15 protein-coding genes and 1 tRNA gene are annotated in these 18441 nt (G+C 56.5%); 11 read left to right on the forward strand and 5 right to left on the reverse strand.

Annotated features, from left to right (window positions below; translation table 11 throughout):
- Positions 1–94: 94 nt before the first annotated feature.
- Genes B9Y90_RS10075 through fabF form a run of 4 tightly spaced genes read left to right on the forward strand, consistent with a single transcriptional unit; the run spans position 95 to position 4535 of the window.
- Complete coding sequence (locus B9Y90_RS10075; RefSeq protein ID WP_085541140.1) at positions 95–637, forward strand: winged helix-turn-helix transcriptional regulator; 543 nt, start codon at positions 95–97, stop codon at positions 635–637.
- Positions 637–1680 carry an HlyD family secretion protein gene (locus tag B9Y90_RS10080; protein WP_085541141.1) on the forward strand — a complete coding sequence of 348 codons (1044 nt, stop codon included), beginning with the start codon at positions 637–639 and terminating at the stop codon, positions 1678–1680. Before B9Y90_RS10075 ends, B9Y90_RS10080 begins: the two co-directional genes overlap by 1 nt.
- Positions 1677–3239, forward strand: coding sequence for a DHA2 family efflux MFS transporter permease subunit (locus B9Y90_RS10085; protein ID WP_085541142.1), 1563 nt, complete (start codon positions 1677–1679; stop codon positions 3237–3239). The genes B9Y90_RS10080 and B9Y90_RS10085 overlap by 4 nt, the downstream gene beginning before the upstream one ends.
- An 18-nt stretch (positions 3240–3257) precedes the next feature.
- Complete coding sequence (gene fabF, locus B9Y90_RS10090; protein ID WP_085541143.1) at positions 3258–4535, forward strand: beta-ketoacyl-ACP synthase II; 1278 nt, start codon at positions 3258–3260, stop codon at positions 4533–4535.
- 65 nt (positions 4536–4600) lie between these two features.
- Here the strand turns inward: fabF and B9Y90_RS10095 are convergent, their stop codons facing one another.
- Positions 4601–5494, reverse strand: coding sequence for a LysR substrate-binding domain-containing protein (locus B9Y90_RS10095; RefSeq protein ID WP_085541144.1), 894 nt, complete (start codon positions 5492–5494; stop codon positions 4601–4603).
- A gap of 130 nt (positions 5495–5624) precedes the next feature.
- Between B9Y90_RS10095 and B9Y90_RS10100 the strand changes: the two genes are divergently transcribed.
- Both B9Y90_RS10100 and B9Y90_RS10105 read left to right on the forward strand, forming a co-directional pair.
- Entirely contained in the window at positions 5625–6968 is a 1344-nt protein-coding gene (locus B9Y90_RS10100; RefSeq protein WP_085541145.1) for an MFS transporter, read from the forward strand.
- Between the two features lie 120 nt (positions 6969–7088).
- Entirely contained in the window at positions 7089–8357 is a 1269-nt protein-coding gene (locus tag B9Y90_RS10105; RefSeq protein ID WP_139827378.1) for a chloride channel protein, read from the forward strand.
- Positions 8358–8362: 5 nt separating this feature from the next.
- On the opposite strand, the gene B9Y90_RS10110 is transcribed toward B9Y90_RS10105, so the two are convergent.
- The gene (locus tag B9Y90_RS10110; RefSeq protein WP_085541146.1) at positions 8363–9304 is read right to left on the reverse strand and encodes an AraC family transcriptional regulator; all 942 of its coding nucleotides are present in this window, start codon (positions 9302–9304) and stop codon (positions 8363–8365) included.
- A 160-nt stretch (positions 9305–9464) separates the two neighbouring features.
- Between B9Y90_RS10110 and B9Y90_RS10115 the strand changes: the two genes are divergently transcribed.
- The gene (locus tag B9Y90_RS10115) at positions 9465–10301 is read left to right on the forward strand and encodes an oxidoreductase (RefSeq protein WP_085541147.1); all 837 of its coding nucleotides are present in this window, start codon (positions 9465–9467) and stop codon (positions 10299–10301) included.
- A 64-nt stretch (positions 10302–10365) separates the two neighbouring features.
- On the opposite strand, the gene B9Y90_RS10120 is transcribed toward B9Y90_RS10115, so the two are convergent.
- Positions 10366–11892: a peptide MFS transporter gene (locus B9Y90_RS10120; RefSeq protein ID WP_085541148.1), complete on the reverse strand. Its 1527-nt coding sequence runs from the start codon at positions 11890–11892 to the stop codon at positions 10366–10368.
- 520 nt (positions 11893–12412) lie between these two features.
- Here B9Y90_RS10120 and B9Y90_RS10125 point away from each other — a divergent pair.
- The 4 genes from B9Y90_RS10125 to B9Y90_RS10140 all read left to right on the forward strand — a co-directional run bounded on the left by B9Y90_RS10125 (position 12413) and on the right by B9Y90_RS10140 (position 16705).
- Entirely contained in the window at positions 12413–14128 is a 1716-nt protein-coding gene (locus tag B9Y90_RS10125; protein ID WP_085541149.1) for a bifunctional ornithine lipid synthase OlsF, read from the forward strand.
- 115 nt (positions 14129–14243) lie between these two features.
- Positions 14244–14885: an epoxyqueuosine reductase QueH gene (locus B9Y90_RS10130; RefSeq protein WP_085541150.1), complete on the forward strand. Its 642-nt coding sequence runs from the start codon at positions 14244–14246 to the stop codon at positions 14883–14885.
- A 211-nt stretch (positions 14886–15096) separates the two neighbouring features.
- The gene (locus B9Y90_RS10135) at positions 15097–15558 is read left to right on the forward strand and encodes a hypothetical protein (RefSeq protein WP_176227860.1); all 462 of its coding nucleotides are present in this window, start codon (positions 15097–15099) and stop codon (positions 15556–15558) included.
- 10 nt (positions 15559–15568) lie between these two features.
- A complete protein-coding gene (locus B9Y90_RS10140) occupies positions 15569–16705 on the forward strand; it encodes a PAAR domain-containing protein (RefSeq protein ID WP_139827379.1) in 1137 nt (378 codons plus the stop codon).
- A gap of 781 nt (positions 16706–17486) precedes the next feature.
- On the opposite strand, the gene B9Y90_RS10150 is transcribed toward B9Y90_RS10140, so the two are convergent.
- Both B9Y90_RS10150 and actS read right to left on the reverse strand, forming a co-directional pair.
- Positions 17487–17560, reverse strand: a tRNA-Gly gene (locus B9Y90_RS10150).
- A gap of 88 nt (positions 17561–17648) precedes the next feature.
- Positions 17649–18401 (reverse strand): amidase activator ActS, encoded by a 753-nt coding sequence (gene actS / locus B9Y90_RS10155; RefSeq protein ID WP_085541152.1) that lies wholly within the window; start codon positions 18399–18401, stop codon positions 17649–17651.
- Positions 18402–18441: the final 40 nt, after the last annotated feature.

Here is an 18441-nt window from a genome sequence, read left to right on the forward strand (position 1 = left end):
AGTCACTTTATTCCATGCCCCAGCAAGTCACTTGCATTTTGAAAGTCACTATGCCACTTTGTCGCCAGACGATAACCCGTAACCGGATCGATCCATGAAAAACGAACCTTTGTGCAGCGCTTCTTGCCCCATTGCCCGCAGCCTCGGCCGTATCGGCGACAGCTGGAGCATCATGATCCTGCGGGATGCCCTGGCCGGTTTTACCCGCTTCGATGAGTTCCAGAAGAGCAGCAACGTGGCGCCCAATATTCTTTCGCGCCGCCTGAAAGAGCTGGTTGATGACGGTTTGCTGGAGAAGGTTTGCTACAGCAGCGCGCCGCCACGCTACGAATATCACCTCACCCAGCGCGGGCGCGATTTCCGGATGGTGCTGCTGGCGCTGGCGGAATGGGGCAACCGCCACTTCGCGCCCGAAGGGCGGCAGATGCAGCTGGTTGAACGCGAAACCCATCGCCCGGTAGAGCCCATTCTCACCGATAAAGAAACCGGCGAGCCGATTGTGCCCGGAAAATACGCCATGGTGCCGGGTCCGGCGGCCTCACCGATGATGAAATACCGCCACGACTACCTGCAGCGTAAACACGCCGGCGACGCCGGGCTTAAATTCCAGCCAGAACCGTACAGAGAACCTCAGTGATGAACGCCGCCCATAAGAAAAAATTGATTACGCTGGCCGTGCTTGGTGCCGCAGTACTGGCGGCCTCGGTCTATGGCGCATGGTGGTGGCACAGCGGGCGTTTTATTCAGTCTACCGACGACGCCTACATCGGCGGGGATATCAGCGCCATTTCAACCAAAGTCTCCGGCTACATTCAACAGATTGCGGTGCAGGACAACATGGCGGTGAAAAAAGGCGATCTGCTGATCCGCATTGACGATCGTGATTACCAGGCCGCGCTGGCCAAAGCCCTCGGCGAAGTTGCCGCCCAGCAGGCTGCCTTGGCGGATATCGCCGCCACACGCCAGCTACAGCAGGCGACGATTGAAGGTTCCGCCGCTTCTTTAGCGGCAGCGGCGGCGGCAACGGACAAAACAGCCAACGACAACCGCCGCTATAACGCCCTGGAAGCCTCAAGCGCGATTTCAGCCCAGATACGCGACAACGCCTCGGCGGATTATCGCCGGGCGCGAGCGGAACAAAGTAAAGCCCTGGCCGACAAAGCCGTGGCTCAGCGCCAGCTCGCGGTACTTGATGCCCGTGAAAAACAAACCCAGGCCGCGCTGGAGCAGGCGCAGGCTAACCTGGCGATGGCGAAGCTGAATCTCAGCTATACCGAAATTCGCGCCCCGTTCGACGGCGTGATCGGCAACCGCCGCGCGTGGACAGGCTCCTTCGTAAGCAGCGGCACGCAGTTGCTCTCGCTGGTGCCTTCCCAGGGACTTTGGGTCGATGCCAACTTTAAGGAAAACCAGCTGGCACACATGCGGGCCGGTTTACCGGTGACCGTGGTTGCCGACGTGCTGCCGAACCATACCTTTAAAGGCCACATTGCCAGCGTCTCCCCGGCGACCGGCTCCCGGTTCAGCATTCTTCCGGCGGAAAACGCCACGGGGAACTTCACCAAAATCGTTCAGCGAGTTCCGGTGCGGATCGCGCTGGAAGGTGACGGCGCAAAACTGGATGTGCTTCGTCCAGGGCTGTCGGTCATCGTCACCGTTGATCAAAAGAGCATGCGATGAGCACCGCCCAGGCCGCACCGATGCCGCAGGGCATCTCTATGCCAATGGCAAAAAAGATCTTCGCCTTTGCCAGCATGTGCGTGGGGATGTTTATTGCGCTGATTGATATTCAAATCGTCTCCGCGTCACTGCGGAACATCGGCGGCGGCCTGTCGGCGGGGGATGATGAAACCGTCTGGGTGCAGACCAGCTACCTGATCGCCGAGATCATTATCATTCCGCTGTCCGGCTGGCTGGCGCGGGTGATGTCCACGCGCTGGCTGTTTGCCGCCTCGGCGGCAGGCTTCACCCTGATGAGCCTGCTGTGCGGCTGGGCGTGGAATATTCAGAGTATGATTGCCTTCCGCGCCCTGCAGGGACTGGCGGGCGGCTCCATGATCCCGCTGGTGTTTACCACCGCCTTCGCTTTCTTTCAGGGCAAACAGCGCGTTATTGCCGCCGCGACTATCGGCGGCCTGGCCTCACTGGCCCCGACGCTTGGTCCCACCGTCGGCGGCTGGATCACCGAGAACTTTAACTGGCACTGGCTGTTCTTTATTAACGTCATCCCTGGGATATATATCGCCGTCGCCGTGCCGCTGCTGGTGAAGGTAGATAGCCCGGACTTCTCGCTGCTTCGCGGCGCAGACTATTTCAGTATTTTGCTGCTGGCAGCCTCGCTCGGCTGCCTGGAATACACCCTGGAAGAAGGCCCTCGCTGGGGCTGGTTTGACGACAACACCATCGCCACTACCGGCTGGATAGCGCTGCTGTGCGGCATCGCCTTTATTATTCGTACGCTGCGCCACGCCCAGCCGGTGATGGATCTGCGGGCGCTGAAAGACAGAACCTTTAGCCTCGGCTGTTATTTCTCGTTTATGGCCGGGGTGGGCATTTTCGCCACGATTTATTTAACGCCGCTGTATCTCGGCACCGTGCGTGGCTTTAGCGCCCTGGAAATCGGCCTGGCGGTGTTTTCCACTGGCCTGTTTCAGGTGATGTCGATTCCCTTTTATTCCTGGCTGGCGAACCGCGTGGACCTCCGCTGGCTGCTGATGGCCGGGCTGATCGGCTTTGCCATTTCCATGTACAGCTTTGTGCCGATTACCCACGACTGGGGCGCGGACCAGCTGCTGCTGCCGCAGGCGTTTCGTGGCCTTGCACAGCAGTTTGCCGTCGCGCCAACGGTGACGTTAACGCTGGGCAGTCTGCCACCCGCGCGGCTTAAGCTTGCCTCCGGCCTGTTCAATTTAATGCGTAACCTCGGCGGCGCTATCGGCATTGCCCTGTGCGGCACCGTGCTGAATGACAGAACCAACCTGCACTACAGCCGCCTGGCCGACCATCTCAATACCGCTAATCTCGCGATGGCGGACTTTGTCCAGCGCAGCGCCGCCAGTCTGACTGCGCAGGGTTTGTCCCCGGACGCCGCCACCAGCGGAGCGCTAAAAAACTTGTCCTCTCTGGCGCTGCGCGAGGCACGAACGCAGGCATTTTCGGATGCTTTTTACCTGATCATGATAGGTTTTTTGATTGCTGCGATGCTGGTTCCGTTAATGAAGAAGCCGCAGCCACACTGATATTTCAGGAGAATAATGATGAGCGTTTCAGTTAAACGCATTGTGGTTACGGGTATGGGCATCGTCAGCCCCCTGGGCTGCGGCGTGCAGCATGTCTGGCAGTCGCTACTGGCGGGAAAATCCGGCATCTCGGCGCTGGATGAGAAAGTCGTGGAAGATATTCCCTGCAAAGTGGCGGGCCAGGTGCCGTCTGTTGAACAGGATCCTCAGCACGGCTTTGATCCGCTGGCAGTGATCCCCGCCAAAGAACGTAAAAAGATGGATCGGTTCATCGAGTTTGCACTGGTTGCCGCCCATGAAGCGCTCGCACAGGCGGGCTGGTCTCCGGCTTCGCAGGAAGAGAAAGACCGTACCGCAACGGTGATTGCCACCGGGATCGGCGGCTTCGGCGAAATCGCCAACGCCGTGCACACCACGGACGAGCGCGGGCCACGCCGCCTGTCGCCGTTTACCATCCCCTCTTTCCTCGCCAACCTCGCCGCCGGGCATGTGTCTATCGCCCACGGCTTTCGCGGGCCAATTGGCGCCCCGGTCACCGCCTGCGCCGCCGGAGCGCAGGCGATTGGCGATGCCGCCCGCCTGATCCGCAGCGGCGAGGCTGATATTGCCCTTTGTGGCGGTGCAGAAGCGGCCATTCACCGCGTCAGTATGGCCGGATTTGCCGCCGCGCGCGCGCTGTCTACCGCCTCCAACGACAACCCGGAAGCCGCCTCACGCCCTTTCGACCGCGACCGGGATGGCTTTGTGATGGGCGAAGGTGCCGGGCTTATCGTGATTGAATCCCTGGAACACGCCCTCGCCCGTGGCGCCAGGCCGCTGGCTGAGCTGGTCGGCTACGGCACCAGCGCCGATGCTTACCATCTGACCGCCGGACCGGAAGACGGCAACGGCGCAAGGCGAGCAATGGAGGCAGCCCTACGCCAGGCCGGTATTACAGCCACCGATATTGACCACATCAACGCGCACGCAACGTCGACTCAGGTTGGCGACAAAGGCGAGCTGGCGGCAATTAAAGGGCTTTTCGGCACGCATCCGGTGGCGGTGACGTCGACAAAATCCGCCACCGGCCACTTGCTGGGCGCGGCAGGAGGCGTTGAGGCTATCTTTACCATTCAGGCACTGCGTGACCAGGTTGTGCCGCCGACGCTGAATTTGCATCACCCCGATGAAGAGGCGGCCGGGCTGAATTTGGTCGCACTTACCGCCCGGCCACAGACGCTGCGTTATGCGCTGTCGAACGGTTTTGGTTTTGGCGGCGTGAATGCCAGCCTGCTGTTGAAGCGGTGGGAATCCTGAGAATAACAGAACCCTAGCCCCTCCGGGGTTAGGGTGAGGGTGAGGGTGAGGGTGAGGGGCAATCATCACCCGTCTGCCTCAAACTCCTGCTGCAGCCACGCCCTGACCTGCCGCACATCTTCTCTCCGGGCCTTTTCATGGCTGCTCACAAAGTAATAGTTCGCCCCAGGCAACGCGCCCGGCAGCGCAATATGCAACAGACCCTGCTGCAGCGCCCGGCGAATCAGCAGCTCGCTTGCCAGCAAGATCCCCTGCCCGGCTATCGCGGCCTGAATCGCATGGGTTTCGTCGTCAAAATGAATACCGCTCTGAACGTCTAAATTCTCCGGCCCAAAGACCGATTTCCAGTGCTGCCAGCTGGGTTCGGGGCTGGGCACATGCCGGTTATCTATATGAAAAAGCGTCATCCCCGGGAGATCCTTCACGCTCCTGAGCTTTAGCTGCGGGCTTGCCACCAGCACAAAGCTGTCGCTATGCAGCAGCGTGCTGTCGAGAGCTTCATCGGCCTGCATGCTGTAACGCACTGCACAGTCCGCCATTTTGCCGTGGAGATCGGCCAGGGCTACGCCGCTGTGAAAGCGCAGCTCCAGCGAGGGATGCCGCTGATGTAAAGACGGTAAACGCGGCACCAGCCAGTTAGTCAAAAAGTTCGAGGTGGTACTGAGCGTGAGCGTGCCGGGGTGGGAAAGCGTTTCTATCGACTCAACAGCCTCGCGTAGCGTGGCGAAAATGTTCCCGGAGGCGCGGAACAGAACCTCCCCCGCGGCAGTCAGCGCTACGCCACGAGCGGAGCGGGTGAATAACCGCTGCTCCAGTGAATCTTCCAGCAGGCGTATTTGGTGGCTGATGGCGGTGGGCGTCACACCAATTTCTTCCGCAGCCGCTTTAAAGCTGACGTGGCGTGCCACGGCGTCAAAGGCCCGAATGGCCGTGAGTGGCGGGAGTCGACGACTTTTCATGAATGAATTTAACTCATCTCTTGCTGAATAATATGATTTTGATTGCACCATAAATAAAGGCGTAGCCTGTTATTCACGCTCATCAAATGATGAAAATGATTCATCATAAAGAAAATAGCAGGAAACATCGATGACACAAACTTATGCGATACCCGCCGCCGGGGCCTGGCGCGCTTTATTCGCACCCGGCATTGCGCAGGCGCTGATCGCGCTGGACTACGCTATTGTCTACGTCGCGCTCCCCACGCTGGCGCAGGATCTGAATCTTTCCCTCAGCGAGATGCAGTGGGTCGTTTCTCTCTATGGCCTGACGTTTGCCGCCCTCTTGCTGGCGGGCGGCAGCCTCTGTGACCGGCTGGGTGCACGCCGGATGTTCAGCCTGGGCATGGCGCTGTTTTTGCTTTCATCGGTGGCGGGCGGGCTGGCGCAGAGCGGCACGCTGCTGCTGATCGCCCGCTGCGGGCAAGGGATGGCGGCGGCGTTGTTGCAGCCTGCGGTGCTGGCGCTGATGGCGCAGCGATTTCACGGCGAGGCGCACCGGCGGGCGCTGGCAATATGGAGCGCCATCGGCGCGCTGGGCCTGGTTGCTGGCGTGATGCTGGGCGGCGTCCTGGCCGCGCTGGACTGGCGAACCATTTTCTTTATAAACATTCCGCCGGGAATTCTTGCGCTGTGGCTGGTCCGCCGGGATTATCTCCCGCTCAGCACGCAGGGCGAAAAACAGCAGACGGGCATCGGGTCACTGGTCGGCTGCTTCGCCGCCGGGACGCTGGTCTGGGCGCTGATGCGCTATGGCGAAACCGGACAGCCCGACTACGTTGCCAATCGCTTCGCCGTTGCCATGGGGGTCCTGTTCCTTCTGCACGAACGCTACGCCCCGCAGCCTTTACTGGCCCGTTCACTTCGCGCTCTGCCGGGCCTGCAGACGGGCTGGCTCAGCAGCGCCTGCTATATGGCAAGCGTGGGCAGCCAGTTTTATGCCATGACGCTGCTCTGGCAGCAGACGCTGCAGCAGGATGCCGTTACCACCGGGCTGATGTTCACGCCGCTCGCGCTGTTAATCGTCGCGGGCAATACGTTATTTACCCGCCTGACGGCCCGCTACGCCAGCGCCACGGTTTTGGCCACCGGGTTTGCCTGTTCGGCGCTGGGGCTATGGCTGCTGTCCGTTGGGTTAGCGTCCCCGCTGTCTGCCGTCTTCATCATCGGCATCGCCTTAAGCGGACTTGGCCACGGGCTCATCTTCCCGGCGATGTTCGCCGTGGGGCTGTCATCCACCCCACTGGCCCAGCAAGGACGCGCCAGTGCCCTGATGGCCACCAGCCAGTATATGGCCGGGGCAATGATGCTGGCGGTACTGTCTGTCGTCCTTGGGCAGGCTCCAGATACAGCACAGTGGGCAACGGCCTTCCGGCTGCTTGGCGCTGCTGCTGTGGCGGGTATGCTGATTGCCGCCTGCCAGAAAGCGAGTTAAACAAGGGGAACCTGCACGGGGAAAGGTGAGAAGGATTCGGGCCGGATGAATGCTACATTTATACTAACTGTTTAATTCTTCTCCCTTATCATCAAATTTTCCCGCGTTAAGGATCCCGATATGACCCAGCAAGCTGACCAGGCTGACACTAAAAACTACCTTGTGCGCCTGATTGCGGTCGTACTTACCGGCATTCTTGCCGGCATCGCGGGGATGCTTCTCGCGCTGATTTTACACGCCATTCAGCACCTGGCATTTGGCTACAGTATTGACCAGTTAGTTGGCAGCGAGACATTCCTTGAGGGCGTGACGGACGCTACGCATCTGCGACGGATAGCGGCAATTCTTGGCGGCGGGGCCGTCGCCGGGTTTGGCTGGTGGCTGCTCGCACGCTACGGCAAGAAAAGAGTGTCTATCGCTGCAGCCGTGGCAAATCCCGCCGTGCCAATGCCGACAGGCACCACCACTCTTCATGCTTTGCTGCAAATCATCACCGTTGCGTTGGGTTCTCCGCTCGGGCGTGAAGTTGCCCCTCGGGAAATGGGTGCGCTGGCGGCCGGGCTTCTCGCCAGGAAATTCAGCCTGCAGCCGGATGAAACCCGGACGCTGATTGCCTGCGGCGCAGGCGCGGGTCTGGCGGCGGTGTATAACGTGCCCCTCGCCGGAGCGCTGTTCACGCTGGAAGTGTTGCTGATCTCGTTTAGCTGGGAGAAAGCGCTGGCGGCGGTGATCACTTCGGCAGTGGCGGCCTGGGTGGCAACGCTTGGCCTGGGCGATGAGTCGCAGTATCACTTTGCCTCTTTTGCGCTTCCCCACGCATTTATCGGCTGGGCCATTGTTGCCAGCCCGCTGCTGGGATATGCCGCCTGGCTGTTCCGCAAGGCGACAACGAGCGTGAGAACGCAGGTAAAAACTAACTGGCAGATGCCGGTATTTTGCCTGCTGGCCTTTGCGCTGCTGGCCGCACTTAGCCTGTGGTTCCCGCAGCTGCCGGGCAACGGCAAAGGCCCGATGCAGCTCGCCATCAGTAACGGCCTGAACTTTAACTTCGCGGCGATTTTACTGGCGCTGAAAATGCTGGTGATCCTCGCCGTCCTGCGAGGCGGCGCTGAGGGTGGGCTGCTGACACCGGGCTTAACGGTGGGCGCTTTGCTGAGCCTGCTGCTGGCGATGGTCTGGCAGTTGGTCTTCCCTGGCGGGGACGTGGGCAGCTTTGCGCTGGTCGGTGGCACGGCGTTTTTAGCCGCTTCGATGCAGATGCCGGTCACCGCCGTGGCACTGGTGATGGAGTTTACCCATATGGATCATAGCTATTTTGCTCCCGCGCTGCTTTGCGCCGCAGGGGCTTACACCACCTGCCGGGTTCTGGATAAGAAATACAGGTACTAACCTCTTCAGTGGGAAGAGATAAATGCCGGCTCTGCGCGCGGGGCCGGCATGGCGAAATGCTGCCGCATACGCGCCACCTCGTTAAGCGGCGTAAGTCCAAAAAGACGCTTAAATTCGCGGCTGAACTGCGACACACTTTCGTATCCCACACGGGCGCTGGCCGCCGAAGCGGTCAGATCGTTTCTCAGCATCAACAATCTCGCCTGATGCAACCTTGTGGATTTGAGATATTGCATGGGGGAAGTGTTGGTTACCGCTTTGAAGTGGCAGTGGAAAGTGGGCACACTCATGCCCGCTTCTTTTGCCAGAGTGTCGACGTCCAGATGCGCATCAAATTCGGCATGAAGCTTGCGCAGCGCCTTCGCCACTTTGCCAAACTGCCCCTGCATCGTCAGCGCGCTGCGTAACGTCTGCCCCTGCGCCCCCGTCAGTACCCGGTAATAAATCTCCCGCATCATAGCCGGCCCCAACACTTCGGCATCCAGTGGCGTTGACATCACCTGCAGGAAACGGAGCACGGAAGCGCTCATCGCTTCGTCCATCGGGCTGGACATCATGCTGCGTGGCTCGCAGGCCAGCTCAACTCCTCGCCCATCCAGCGCCAGCATAACTTCAGCCGCCAGCGTGAAGTCTAGCCTCATGTAGATAGCCAGCATGGGTTCTTCGGCGCTGGCCTCCGTTTCCATCGTGAACGGGACGGGCACGGAGACCATCAGGTAATGCAGGGCATCATATAAATAGACATCCTCGCCTAAAAAACCCCGTTTACGCCCCTGCACCACAATCACGATGCCGGGCTCATAAAGAACGGGGGTTCGCATCAGCGGGCGGTTAGATCGTAAGAAACGTACTTCGTTTAGAGCGGTGAGATTGTAGCCTTCATGCGGGGTTAACCGATCCAGAAGCTCAACCATTTGTTTACTGGCCTGAAGGCTGGCGTTTGTCATAGCGGTTCACCTGGCAAGGGAAATGTTGCCAGAGTCTGGCAGCGAAGCCTCGCCTCGTCCAGACGCCTCATAGAAACAGGCAAACATCAGAGAGGATCCAGGCTACTCCTTCAGTCCTTCCGGCCCTACGATTTACCTCCCACTTACGGAGGAGATAATAATGAGCCAGTCGAAGTTATTTTTAATTACCGGCGTCAGCAGCGGCTTTGGCCGCTCGCTGGCAGAAGAAGCCCTGAAAGCCGGACACCGCGTGGTTGGCACCGTGCGTAATCAGCAGGCGAAGGAAGCCTTTGAAGCGCTGGCGCCCGGCCAGTGTTTTGCCCGAATTCTGGACGTCACTGACTTTGATGCCGCAGCCCCGCTGGCGGCTTCGGTGGAACAGGAGATAGGCACTATTGATGTACTGGTCAACAACGCAGGCTACGGGCACGAGGGGGTGATGGAAGAATCCCCGATGAGCGAACTTATTCACCAGTTCAACGTCAACGTATTTGGCGCCGTCGCGATGATAAAAGCCTTTTTACCAGGGTTCCGCACTCGCCGTACGGGCCATATTATCAATATCACTTCGATGGGCGGCTTTATCACCATGCCCGGTATCAGCTACTACTGCGGCAGCAAATTCGCCCTGCAGGGCATCTCCGAAACGCTGAGCAAAGAGCTCCAGCCTTTTAATATCGCGGTGACCGCCGTGCAGCCCGGTTCCTTCAGAACCGACTGGGCCGGGCGATCTATGGTGCGAACCCCTCGCAGCATCAGCGATTATGACCAGAGCTTCAGCCCGATTCGCGATGCGCGCCAGAAACGCAGCGGGCAACAGCCGGGTGATCCGATTAAGGCCGCCAAAGCAATTTTGACGCTTATCGACAGCCCTCATCCACCGGCAACCCTGCTCCTGGGCAGCGACGCGGTTACCTTCGTCAAAGAGAAGCTTGAGCGAATGGAAGCAGATATTGAGGTGTGGGAAACCGTAAGTCGTTCGACTGATGTGCAGTAGCGACCCACGAAATAAAAAGGCCCGGTACCCCATAAAGGCTACCGGACCAGGTGCTTAAAAACCGTTATTTAACTTCGTTGGCGTCCGCGTTTCTCAGCATGTTTCTGACCGGAATAATCAGCGCGGCCAGCACAACGGCGCAGATAACCAGGGCGACAGAGACGTGGGAGAACAGCTCCGGCATTGAACTAAGCTGATCTTTTTTGATGTGACCCCCCATGATACCTGCCGCCAGGTTGCCCAAGGCGCTGGCGCAGAACCACAGCCCCATGACCTGGCCACGCATTTTCTGCGGTGCCAGCAGCGTCATGGTCGCAAGGCCGATCGGGCTAAGGCACAGCTCGCCCAGGGTCAGCAGCAGAATGCTCCCCACCAGCCAGAACGGGGACACGCCGCTCTGCGTCGCCAGCACCTGGTTTGCCGCCGCCATCATCACCGCAAAGCCTGCCGCCGCAAACAGAATGCCGATGACGAACTTCGTCATGCTGCTCGGGTTCAAATTACGCTTAGCCAGCGACGGCCAGAACCAGCTGAACACAGGGGCTAACAGGATAATAAACAGCGCGTTGATCGACTGGAACCAGATCGTCGGGATTTCAAAGCTGCCCATCTGGCGGTCGGTGTAATCACGCGCAAAGATGTTGAAGGAGGTCGGCTTCTGCTCAAAGGCAGACCAGAAGAATGCCGCCGCAATCAGCAGGATCAGGCAAGCCAGCAGGCGTGAACGCTCGCTGCTGGTTAAGCCCGCGAAGAAGAACATAAACAGGAAGTAGAGGCCCACGCAGGTAGAAATGATGTAGGCGGAGCTTTTCGCAATTACCGTCGGGTTAAACGGGATCGTGCCGTTGGCAATCAACACCACCAGCCCGGCAAGCAGCACCATGGCAAGCGTCACCCATTTACCGACATTTTTACGCTCGGTCGTCGGGCGGTTCCAGGTGGAATCCAGGCCGACTTCTTTGTCATAGCGACGCATTTGCGGAATGGCGTAGAAGCGGAAGATGAACAGCGCAACCAGCATCCCTAAGCCACCCAGGCCAAAGCCCATGTGCCAGCCATATTTTTCATGCAGCGGACCGATAATCAGCGGGGCAATAAACGAGCCCATGTTGATGCCCATGTAAAACAGCGAGAAGCCCCCGTCGCGGCGGGTATCTTCTTTTTTATACAGCGTCCCGACCATCACGGTAATACAGGTTTTGAACAGCCCGGTGCCCAGGACGATCAGCAGCAGGCCGACAAAGAAGAAGGTGTTGCCCACGAATGCCGACAGGGCAATCGAGAGATGACCAAGTGCGATAATCAGCGAGCCATACCAAACGGCGCGGCGCTGCCCGAGCCAGTTATCGGCCAGCCAGCCGCCCGGTAAAGAAGTGATATACACGCCGCCGGCGAAGATCCCGACAATGGCGGACGCCTGCTCAATCGGCAGCCCCATCCCGCCCTGAAGCAGCGCGGCGCTCATAAACAGAATGAGCAGCGGGCGAACCCCGTAGAAAGAAAAACGTTCCCACATTTCGGTGAGGAAGAGCGAACTTAACGGGTACGGATGCCCGAAAAAGGTTTTTGTTTTCGTCGCAGAGTGACTCATCTGTGAACTCCCATAGGTTATCTCTTTTGATGCGGTGTTGATAAAACGCCGGTCCCGGCGTTCAGTTGCTGATTTTTAATCATAGGCTGGTCGTTAGCCAGCGGCGGCTACTTTAGCGTAGATCGTTGAAAAATCATCATGACGAAGAGAAACTTTAGTGCTTAATAGAGGTTTTTTAGATTAAAAATCGACTTAACTCTCAATTTTCATGATAAAAATCTCATTAAATGCGCTTTTATCTTGACAAGAAAATCTCGAACACCAAAAAATAAAAGTCATTAAAAACAATTAATTAAATAAAAGTCTCACACTTTCACAAAACAGTCATCATTAACCTACAATTCATCCGGATTTACCTCATTACCTAAGCCAAAAATCGCGTTAACCGCCCGCAGACGTATCGCTGCGGAATAAAAAATCGGCACAGCTTCTGCGCGTATCCCTGAAACGTCACCTCACTGACACGCAGCGTTCATCTTCATCTTCTACCGTCAGGCGCAGAACGGTAAGAGGAGCGAATATGTTTAGTCTCGATAACGTACTTGACGACCTTTGGCCCCAGGCAAATCCTGCCCCCTGGCAAAAAAACCTGTTAAGACGCCTGCTGCACGAGGAAGAATTTCAGGCCTTTGCCGAAGATCACCCGCACCTGCGCGGGCTGGATATGATCGAACAAGTCCTGGAACACCTGCATATCCGCTGCAACATCTCTCCCCGTGAATTAGAAAATATCCCTGAACACGGCCCCGTGGTGATGATGTCCAACCACCCCACCGGCACCCTTGACGGGCTGGCGCTACTGTACGCCGTTTCCCGCGTTCGCCGTGATGTCAAAGTGGTGACTAACCGCCTGCTGAATCACCTCGAACCGCTGAGTTCGCTGTTTATTCCGGTCGACAATATCAATGGGCGTACGCCTAAATCGTCTCTTGTGCAGATGGAACAGCAGCTGCAAAACGGCGGCGTGCTGATTTTCTTCCCGGCGGGCGAGGTGTCTCGTCTCTCCCGCGAAGGGATTGCCGACGGGCACTGGCACACCGGCTTTATTAAGCTTGCCGCGAAGTATCGGGTGCCGCTGCTACCGGCCTTTATCCACGCGCGTAACAGCGCGCTTTTTTATGCCAGCGCAATGGTCTCCCCTGCGCTGCCGATGGTACTGCTGATGCAGCAGATGTTCCGCCGTCGCAATTCCACCCTGCCGGTGACCTTAGGCCAGCGCATCCCGTGGGAAAGCTGGCATAGCCCGCAGCAGGTTCCGCGTGAACTGGCCAAGAAATGCCGCCAGCACGTTCAACTGCTGGGCAAAGGGCTTTCGGGCAAATTCACAACGGAAAGCGCGATTGCCCGGGCGGAAGACAGGGCCACGCTGCGTAGGGAACTGGCAAAAGCGGAGTGCCTGGGCCGCACCGCCGACGATAAAGTGATTTACCTTTGGCAACGCAGCGACTCAAAAGAAGAGGCTCCACTGCTGCGCGAGCTTGGGCGACTGCGTGAGATAGCATTTCGCGCCGTAGGTGAAGGCAGCGGTAAACGCCGGGATCTCGACAGGTATGATGACGATTACCTGCATTTGATCCTCTGGGACGAGCAGGATCTGGAGATTGTCGGCGCGTACCGCTTCATGCCTACGGCGCAGCAGCTTGAAAAACGTGGCGTGACCGGCCTGTACAGCTACAGCCTGTTCCACTACGACGAGAAAATGGACGATGTGCTGCAGCACGGCATCGAACTGGGACGCAGCTTTATTCAACCCCGCTACTGGGGCCGCCGTGGCCTGGACTATTTATGGTCGGGGATTGGCGCTTATCTCGCCCGTTACCCGCAGTATCGCTACCTGTTCGGCCCGGTCTCTATTTCCGGAGGCCTGCCGCCGGACGCGCGCGATCTTCTCGTCGCCTTTTACCGGCTGTGGTTCCCGGCGAGCCATCCGCTGGCCTCGTCCCGCAGCCCTTATCCGGCAAGCCTCCCTGACGTGCTGGCGCAGTTCAAAGGTGAGGATTACGGCGAAGATCTCACGCGTTTAAAATCCCTGCTCAGTAATATGGGCTGCGGCATTCCGACCCTGTACAAGCAGTATTCGGAACTCTGCGAACCGGGTGGCGTACAGTTTATTGATTTCGGCAGCGACCCCGCGTTCAACAACTGCGTCGATGGGCTGGTGCTGGTGGATTTAACCTTCCTGAAAAAGAGCCGCTATGAGCGGTATGTTGGAATGCATTTATCAGGGCAGGAATGACCGTTAGCTAAGGCGGGAGAAGCCGTCTCCCGCCTCACCCTAAGCTGGCAAATCTCATTACCCACAATTTTAATGGTACAATCCTCACCATTTTCCTTCTTTCCGCCAACATACCATGACAACCATCGAATTTAAGCGCCCGAAGCTCACGCTGCCGGACGGTGCAAACAAGCTGCTGCTGCATACCTGCTGCGCGCCCTGCTCTTCTGAAGTCATCGAAGCTTTGCTTGCCTCGGACATCGACTTTACGATTTTTTTCTACAACCCCAATATCCATCCGCAAAAGGAGTATCTCATCCGTAAGGAGGAGAATAAGCGGTTTGCCGAGCAACACGGCGTGCCCTTCATCGACGCGGATTATGACGCAGACAACTGGTTTGCACGGGTGAAAGGCATGGAGTGGGAACCCGAACGCGGCGCGCGCTGTACGGTCTGTTTCGATATGCGCCTGGAGCGCACCGCGCTGTATGCGGCCGAGCACGGTTTCGGGGCGATTTGCAGTTCGCTGGGGATTTCACGCTGGAAGAATTTTCAGCAGGTGTGCGAATGCGGCCAGCGAGCAGCGGCGCGTCATCCGGGAATATTTTACTGGACCCACAACTGGCGTAAGCAAGGTGGTTCCGCGCGCGCGGTTGAGATCTGCAAACGCGAGCAGTTTTACCAGCAGGAGTATTGCGGCTGTGCTTATTCTTTGCGGGATGCTAACGCTTATCGAACATCGCAGGGCAAAGCGTTAATCAAGCCAGGGAAATCATGATTGTGCGCTGCTTAATTCAATGTTAGTGATAAATCATATTCCCTGATAATGAGGTTAAATATGGAATTTACTAAAGACTAATTCCCACAACTTTACCGGATAACCTTCTGTTATGAAACGAAGTTTCACTTAGGTCTAATACTTGTTGCTCATGTGGTCATTGTTTGTAAAATAGCCACAGATATTATTTCCATATCAAGTAGAGGGACTTATGAAGCAGTACTCCAACGAACTTACACCAGAAATGCTAGCAGCTTTTGACGAATCACCATTTACAGCCGAACAACTCGCCGGAATGAACGATGAAGCCCGTTCTCTCATCGAAAAACAAAACGCCTACAATCTCGCTCATCCAGTTACAGCAGCTTATCTGATCGCTACAGAGGGCAGCTTGACACGTAATGGTGGGAAAGTTTTCAGTGAATATAACGGACGGCAGATCAAACTTGATGACGGCACAGTGCTAAACGTGTCTCGTGTTGGCGATGAAGTGCGTTATCCAGATGGAACGTCCGCGAAGATCACCAATGGTGCGGGAAACACACCAGTCGAATCTATCGCCCTTGTTGGTAGCTCGCTTGATAACGGCGATGAAATTATTAGCTGCCCACAAAATGCCGGAAGAAGAGTAGTCCGGGCAGGGGAATCGTTGCCAGAAAACTTTCTGAAATAAGGCGGTCACTATGGCATCGGTTAACAGAGGCTGCACAGTTCACGGTAAGAACGTTGGTCTACACGGAGATAAAACATCTACAGGCGCACAATGTATTGCCGCCCGCCCCGGTATGTCTGTCATGGGCAAGTGGAAACTCTATATCGGCGATAAGACCACCCCTTGCCCTAAATGCGGGGAAGTGGGGATGATAGTGAGCGGTGATACTCGCTGCTCAAATAGCGCCGCAGTCGCGGTGGACGGTGCAGAAATCCACTGCGGTTGTCCACAGGGTACTAATTTTCTTATCGCGCCTGGCACAGTTGAGGTGAATACCCCTTCTTGGGCGATAGCGCCTGTAGAGCCAGTGCAGCACGCACAGGCAGCGAAGAAGCAAAACAGCTTTGCGGACACCTGCAAGCCAGAAGATAACCAGTTATTGAACGGCGTTTACATCTGGACAGAAATCACCGATGCAGGACACGCTTTCGTTTCAGTGCATGAAAATAACTCGATCTACGTATACACCTACGGGCGCTTTGGTAGGAAAGGCCCCGCTACATTAACGGGCGATGGGATTCTTAACTTCCTAACTGGCGATGATGCTCGTCTTTACTACCGCGAAGAACTCTACAAATACCAAGCGAGAGTATTCCAGATCGAAGACGTCACACCTGAGGAAACCCGCAGGATTTTTGAATCTCTATGGAACTCCGGTAAAACACCAGTTTTCACGGATGCGATGGGAGATCGTACTAAACGACGCGGAAAGGTGATTGACGTTTACGATCTGACTGGCAGCAACTGCACAACTCACACAGTGCAAGTGATCAGAGAGGCAGGGACTAAAATCTTCGATACCAGTTACACATCAACAACAACGCAACTTCGTATCGAAAATGAAGAAGATTTCACTATTCCCGTATCTTTACAGCGTTATTTGACGGAGAAGAGTGGCGCTCTGTCCTCAATGAACGTTTTGGAGGTAACCAGCGCGTTTAGAGAACAGTATCCGAACATCGAACACTTCAAACCAAGCTCTGAAAGCCTCACAGGGCAAGTGGAGGAAGGGCTTGCTAACAGTGCGTCAGCGGTTGGATCATCTTCGGGTTATTCTGGTGGCACAATTAGCGGCGTTTTAGGTGGTTCGTATGACATTGACGAATAGAGCAAAGGCTATCCTTCGATGGGGAGGCATTGCTTTAGTATTCGCCATCTACTCTATCGCCTTGATGATACCAGTGCTTGATTTTGGGCTAACCCGGAAATACAACGGCCCCCCGTCAACAGGCCAGATGGAAGCCCGTTTATGTGAAGCGATCATAGAGGACTTATCGCGGTCAATGGATAACCTCGTAATCACTGCATTTGTCGGGAGCGCCATTTGCCTTGTTTTGGCCTTGCTTATCTTCAAGAAAGTGAGATGACCTCCAAAGGCTGGAGAGACCCAGCCTTCCCCCTTTTCCCTGATTTTAGACAATAGAAGCCATAAAACCCCGTTGGTGATACAGCAACAAGCGGAGCGTAGCGACTTCATCAGATTGTCAGAGGGATCACACCTTATCAGGATAACCGTGCACCCTTGCGGGAGCGTGGCTGAAACGCTGATAGAGCCTACATGTCGTTTGTAGGTACGTTATGTTTACATGGCTCACAGAGCCGCACATCGGGCTTGAATGCGTGTGATCAGTCTGCTGTAAGAGACAATGCCCGGATCAGGCTTTTCCTTCACGTTGTGCTATCGCGGTGTGAGGGCTGTAACTGCCGCCGCCGAATAGTTATACTCTTACTTCCATAGTAACTATCCGTGACAACTAACAGTGTACCTCTTGTTGGTAAATTGTCGTTCAATGCTAGAACGATCATAGACAACTTATGTTAAGTAAGTTGTTGATAGCGAAATACATTAAGCCAGTAACTGGCGATGTTTTGCCACAAGGGGAGAGATCTGGAGCGGGCGAAGGGAATCGAACCCTCGTATAGAGCTTGGGAAGCTCTCGTTCTACCATTGAACTACGCCCGCTTTGAGGTGCGTTAGGCATTATAGACTTTCAGCTCGCGCTGGCAAGTGTCTTTGTGTCCAGGTGATGGTTTTTCAAGCACTTTTTAGATTAACACGAGGGTTTGAGGTAGCGCTGTGGATCAATCGCGGTAGCCCGGTAGCGAATCTGGAAGTGCAAACGCACCGAATCTGCCCCAGTGCTGCCCATCGTGGCAATTTTCTGCCCAGCTGTTACTTTCTCCCCGGTATTTACCAGCATCGTGTCATTGTGAGCATAAGCGGTGATGTACTCTTCGCTGTGTTTGATCATCACCAGATTGCCGTAACCGCGAAGTTGGTTACCGACATAAACCACCGTTCCCGCGGCGGAAGCATAAATCGGCTGCCCACGAGAACCTGAAATATCAATGCCTTTATTGCCGCCGTCGCTGCTGGAGAACGGTTCAACAATGTTGCCCTTCGTCGGCCACAGCCAGCAGCGTGCTCCCACCGGCGGCGGTGCCACCTTTGCTATGGTCGTGTTTTGCGAACGAGCAGGCGCAGGGGTGTTTTTGGCCGTGGCGGTGTTTTTCGGTCTGTTTGCAGAGCCTGAGCCTTTGATCCGAATACGCTGGCCCACCTGGATAGTATAAGGCGCAGGGATCCCGTTCAGCCGGGCGAGCTCACCCACGCTGCTGCCGGTCATTCTGGAAATTTTTGAGAGCGTATCGCCGCGCTTCACGGTGTAAACCGCGCCGCTAAACGTGCCTTCGTTTCGGGTGCTTTTGGCTGATTTTGAGGAGGAGCAGGCCGTCAGCATCAGGCTCGTCATGATAATGAAAGCGGTGATGTGCCAGCGTTTTAAAATGCTTTCCTTGCGCAAACCAGGCCCCGGAAACGTTGATAAACTTGAGGGAAATCCC

Source organism: Cedecea sp. NFIX57 (genome assembly GCF_900177785.1).
GTDB classification, from domain to species: domain Bacteria; phylum Pseudomonadota; class Gammaproteobacteria; order Enterobacterales; family Enterobacteriaceae; genus Cedecea; species Cedecea neteri_C.

Excerpts from the sequence above, each read along its gene's own strand:
- B9Y90_RS10095 (WP_085541144.1), bottom strand. The coding sequence starts at position 5,494 with ATGAAAAGTCGTCGACTCCCGCCACTCACGGCCATTCGGGCCTTTGAC.
- B9Y90_RS10140 (WP_139827379.1), top strand. The coding sequence starts at position 15,569 with ATGGCATCGGTTAACAGAGGCTGCACAGTTCACGGTAAGAACGTTGGT.
- B9Y90_RS10105 (WP_139827378.1), top strand. The coding sequence starts at position 7,089 with ATGACCCAGCAAGCTGACCAGGCTGACACTAAAAACTACCTTGTGCGC.
- B9Y90_RS10125 (WP_085541149.1), top strand. The coding sequence starts at position 12,413 with ATGTTTAGTCTCGATAACGTACTTGACGACCTTTGGCCCCAGGCAAAT.
- B9Y90_RS10075 (WP_085541140.1), top strand. The coding sequence starts at position 95 with ATGAAAAACGAACCTTTGTGCAGCGCTTCTTGCCCCATTGCCCGCAGC.
- B9Y90_RS10100 (WP_085541145.1), top strand. The coding sequence starts at position 5,625 with ATGACACAAACTTATGCGATACCCGCCGCCGGGGCCTGGCGCGCTTTA.
- B9Y90_RS10135 (WP_176227860.1), top strand. The coding sequence starts at position 15,097 with ATGAAGCAGTACTCCAACGAACTTACACCAGAAATGCTAGCAGCTTTT.
- B9Y90_RS10110 (WP_085541146.1), bottom strand. The coding sequence starts at position 9,304 with ATGACAAACGCCAGCCTTCAGGCCAGTAAACAAATGGTTGAGCTTCTG.
- B9Y90_RS10080 (WP_085541141.1), top strand. The coding sequence starts at position 637 with ATGAACGCCGCCCATAAGAAAAAATTGATTACGCTGGCCGTGCTTGGT.
- fabF (WP_085541143.1), top strand. The coding sequence starts at position 3,258 with ATGAGCGTTTCAGTTAAACGCATTGTGGTTACGGGTATGGGCATCGTC.
- B9Y90_RS10085 (WP_085541142.1), top strand. The coding sequence starts at position 1,677 with ATGAGCACCGCCCAGGCCGCACCGATGCCGCAGGGCATCTCTATGCCA.
- B9Y90_RS10130 (WP_085541150.1), top strand. The coding sequence starts at position 14,244 with ATGACAACCATCGAATTTAAGCGCCCGAAGCTCACGCTGCCGGACGGT.
- B9Y90_RS10115 (WP_085541147.1), top strand. The coding sequence starts at position 9,465 with ATGAGCCAGTCGAAGTTATTTTTAATTACCGGCGTCAGCAGCGGCTTT.
- B9Y90_RS10120 (WP_085541148.1), bottom strand. The coding sequence starts at position 11,892 with ATGAGTCACTCTGCGACGAAAACAAAAACCTTTTTCGGGCATCCGTAC.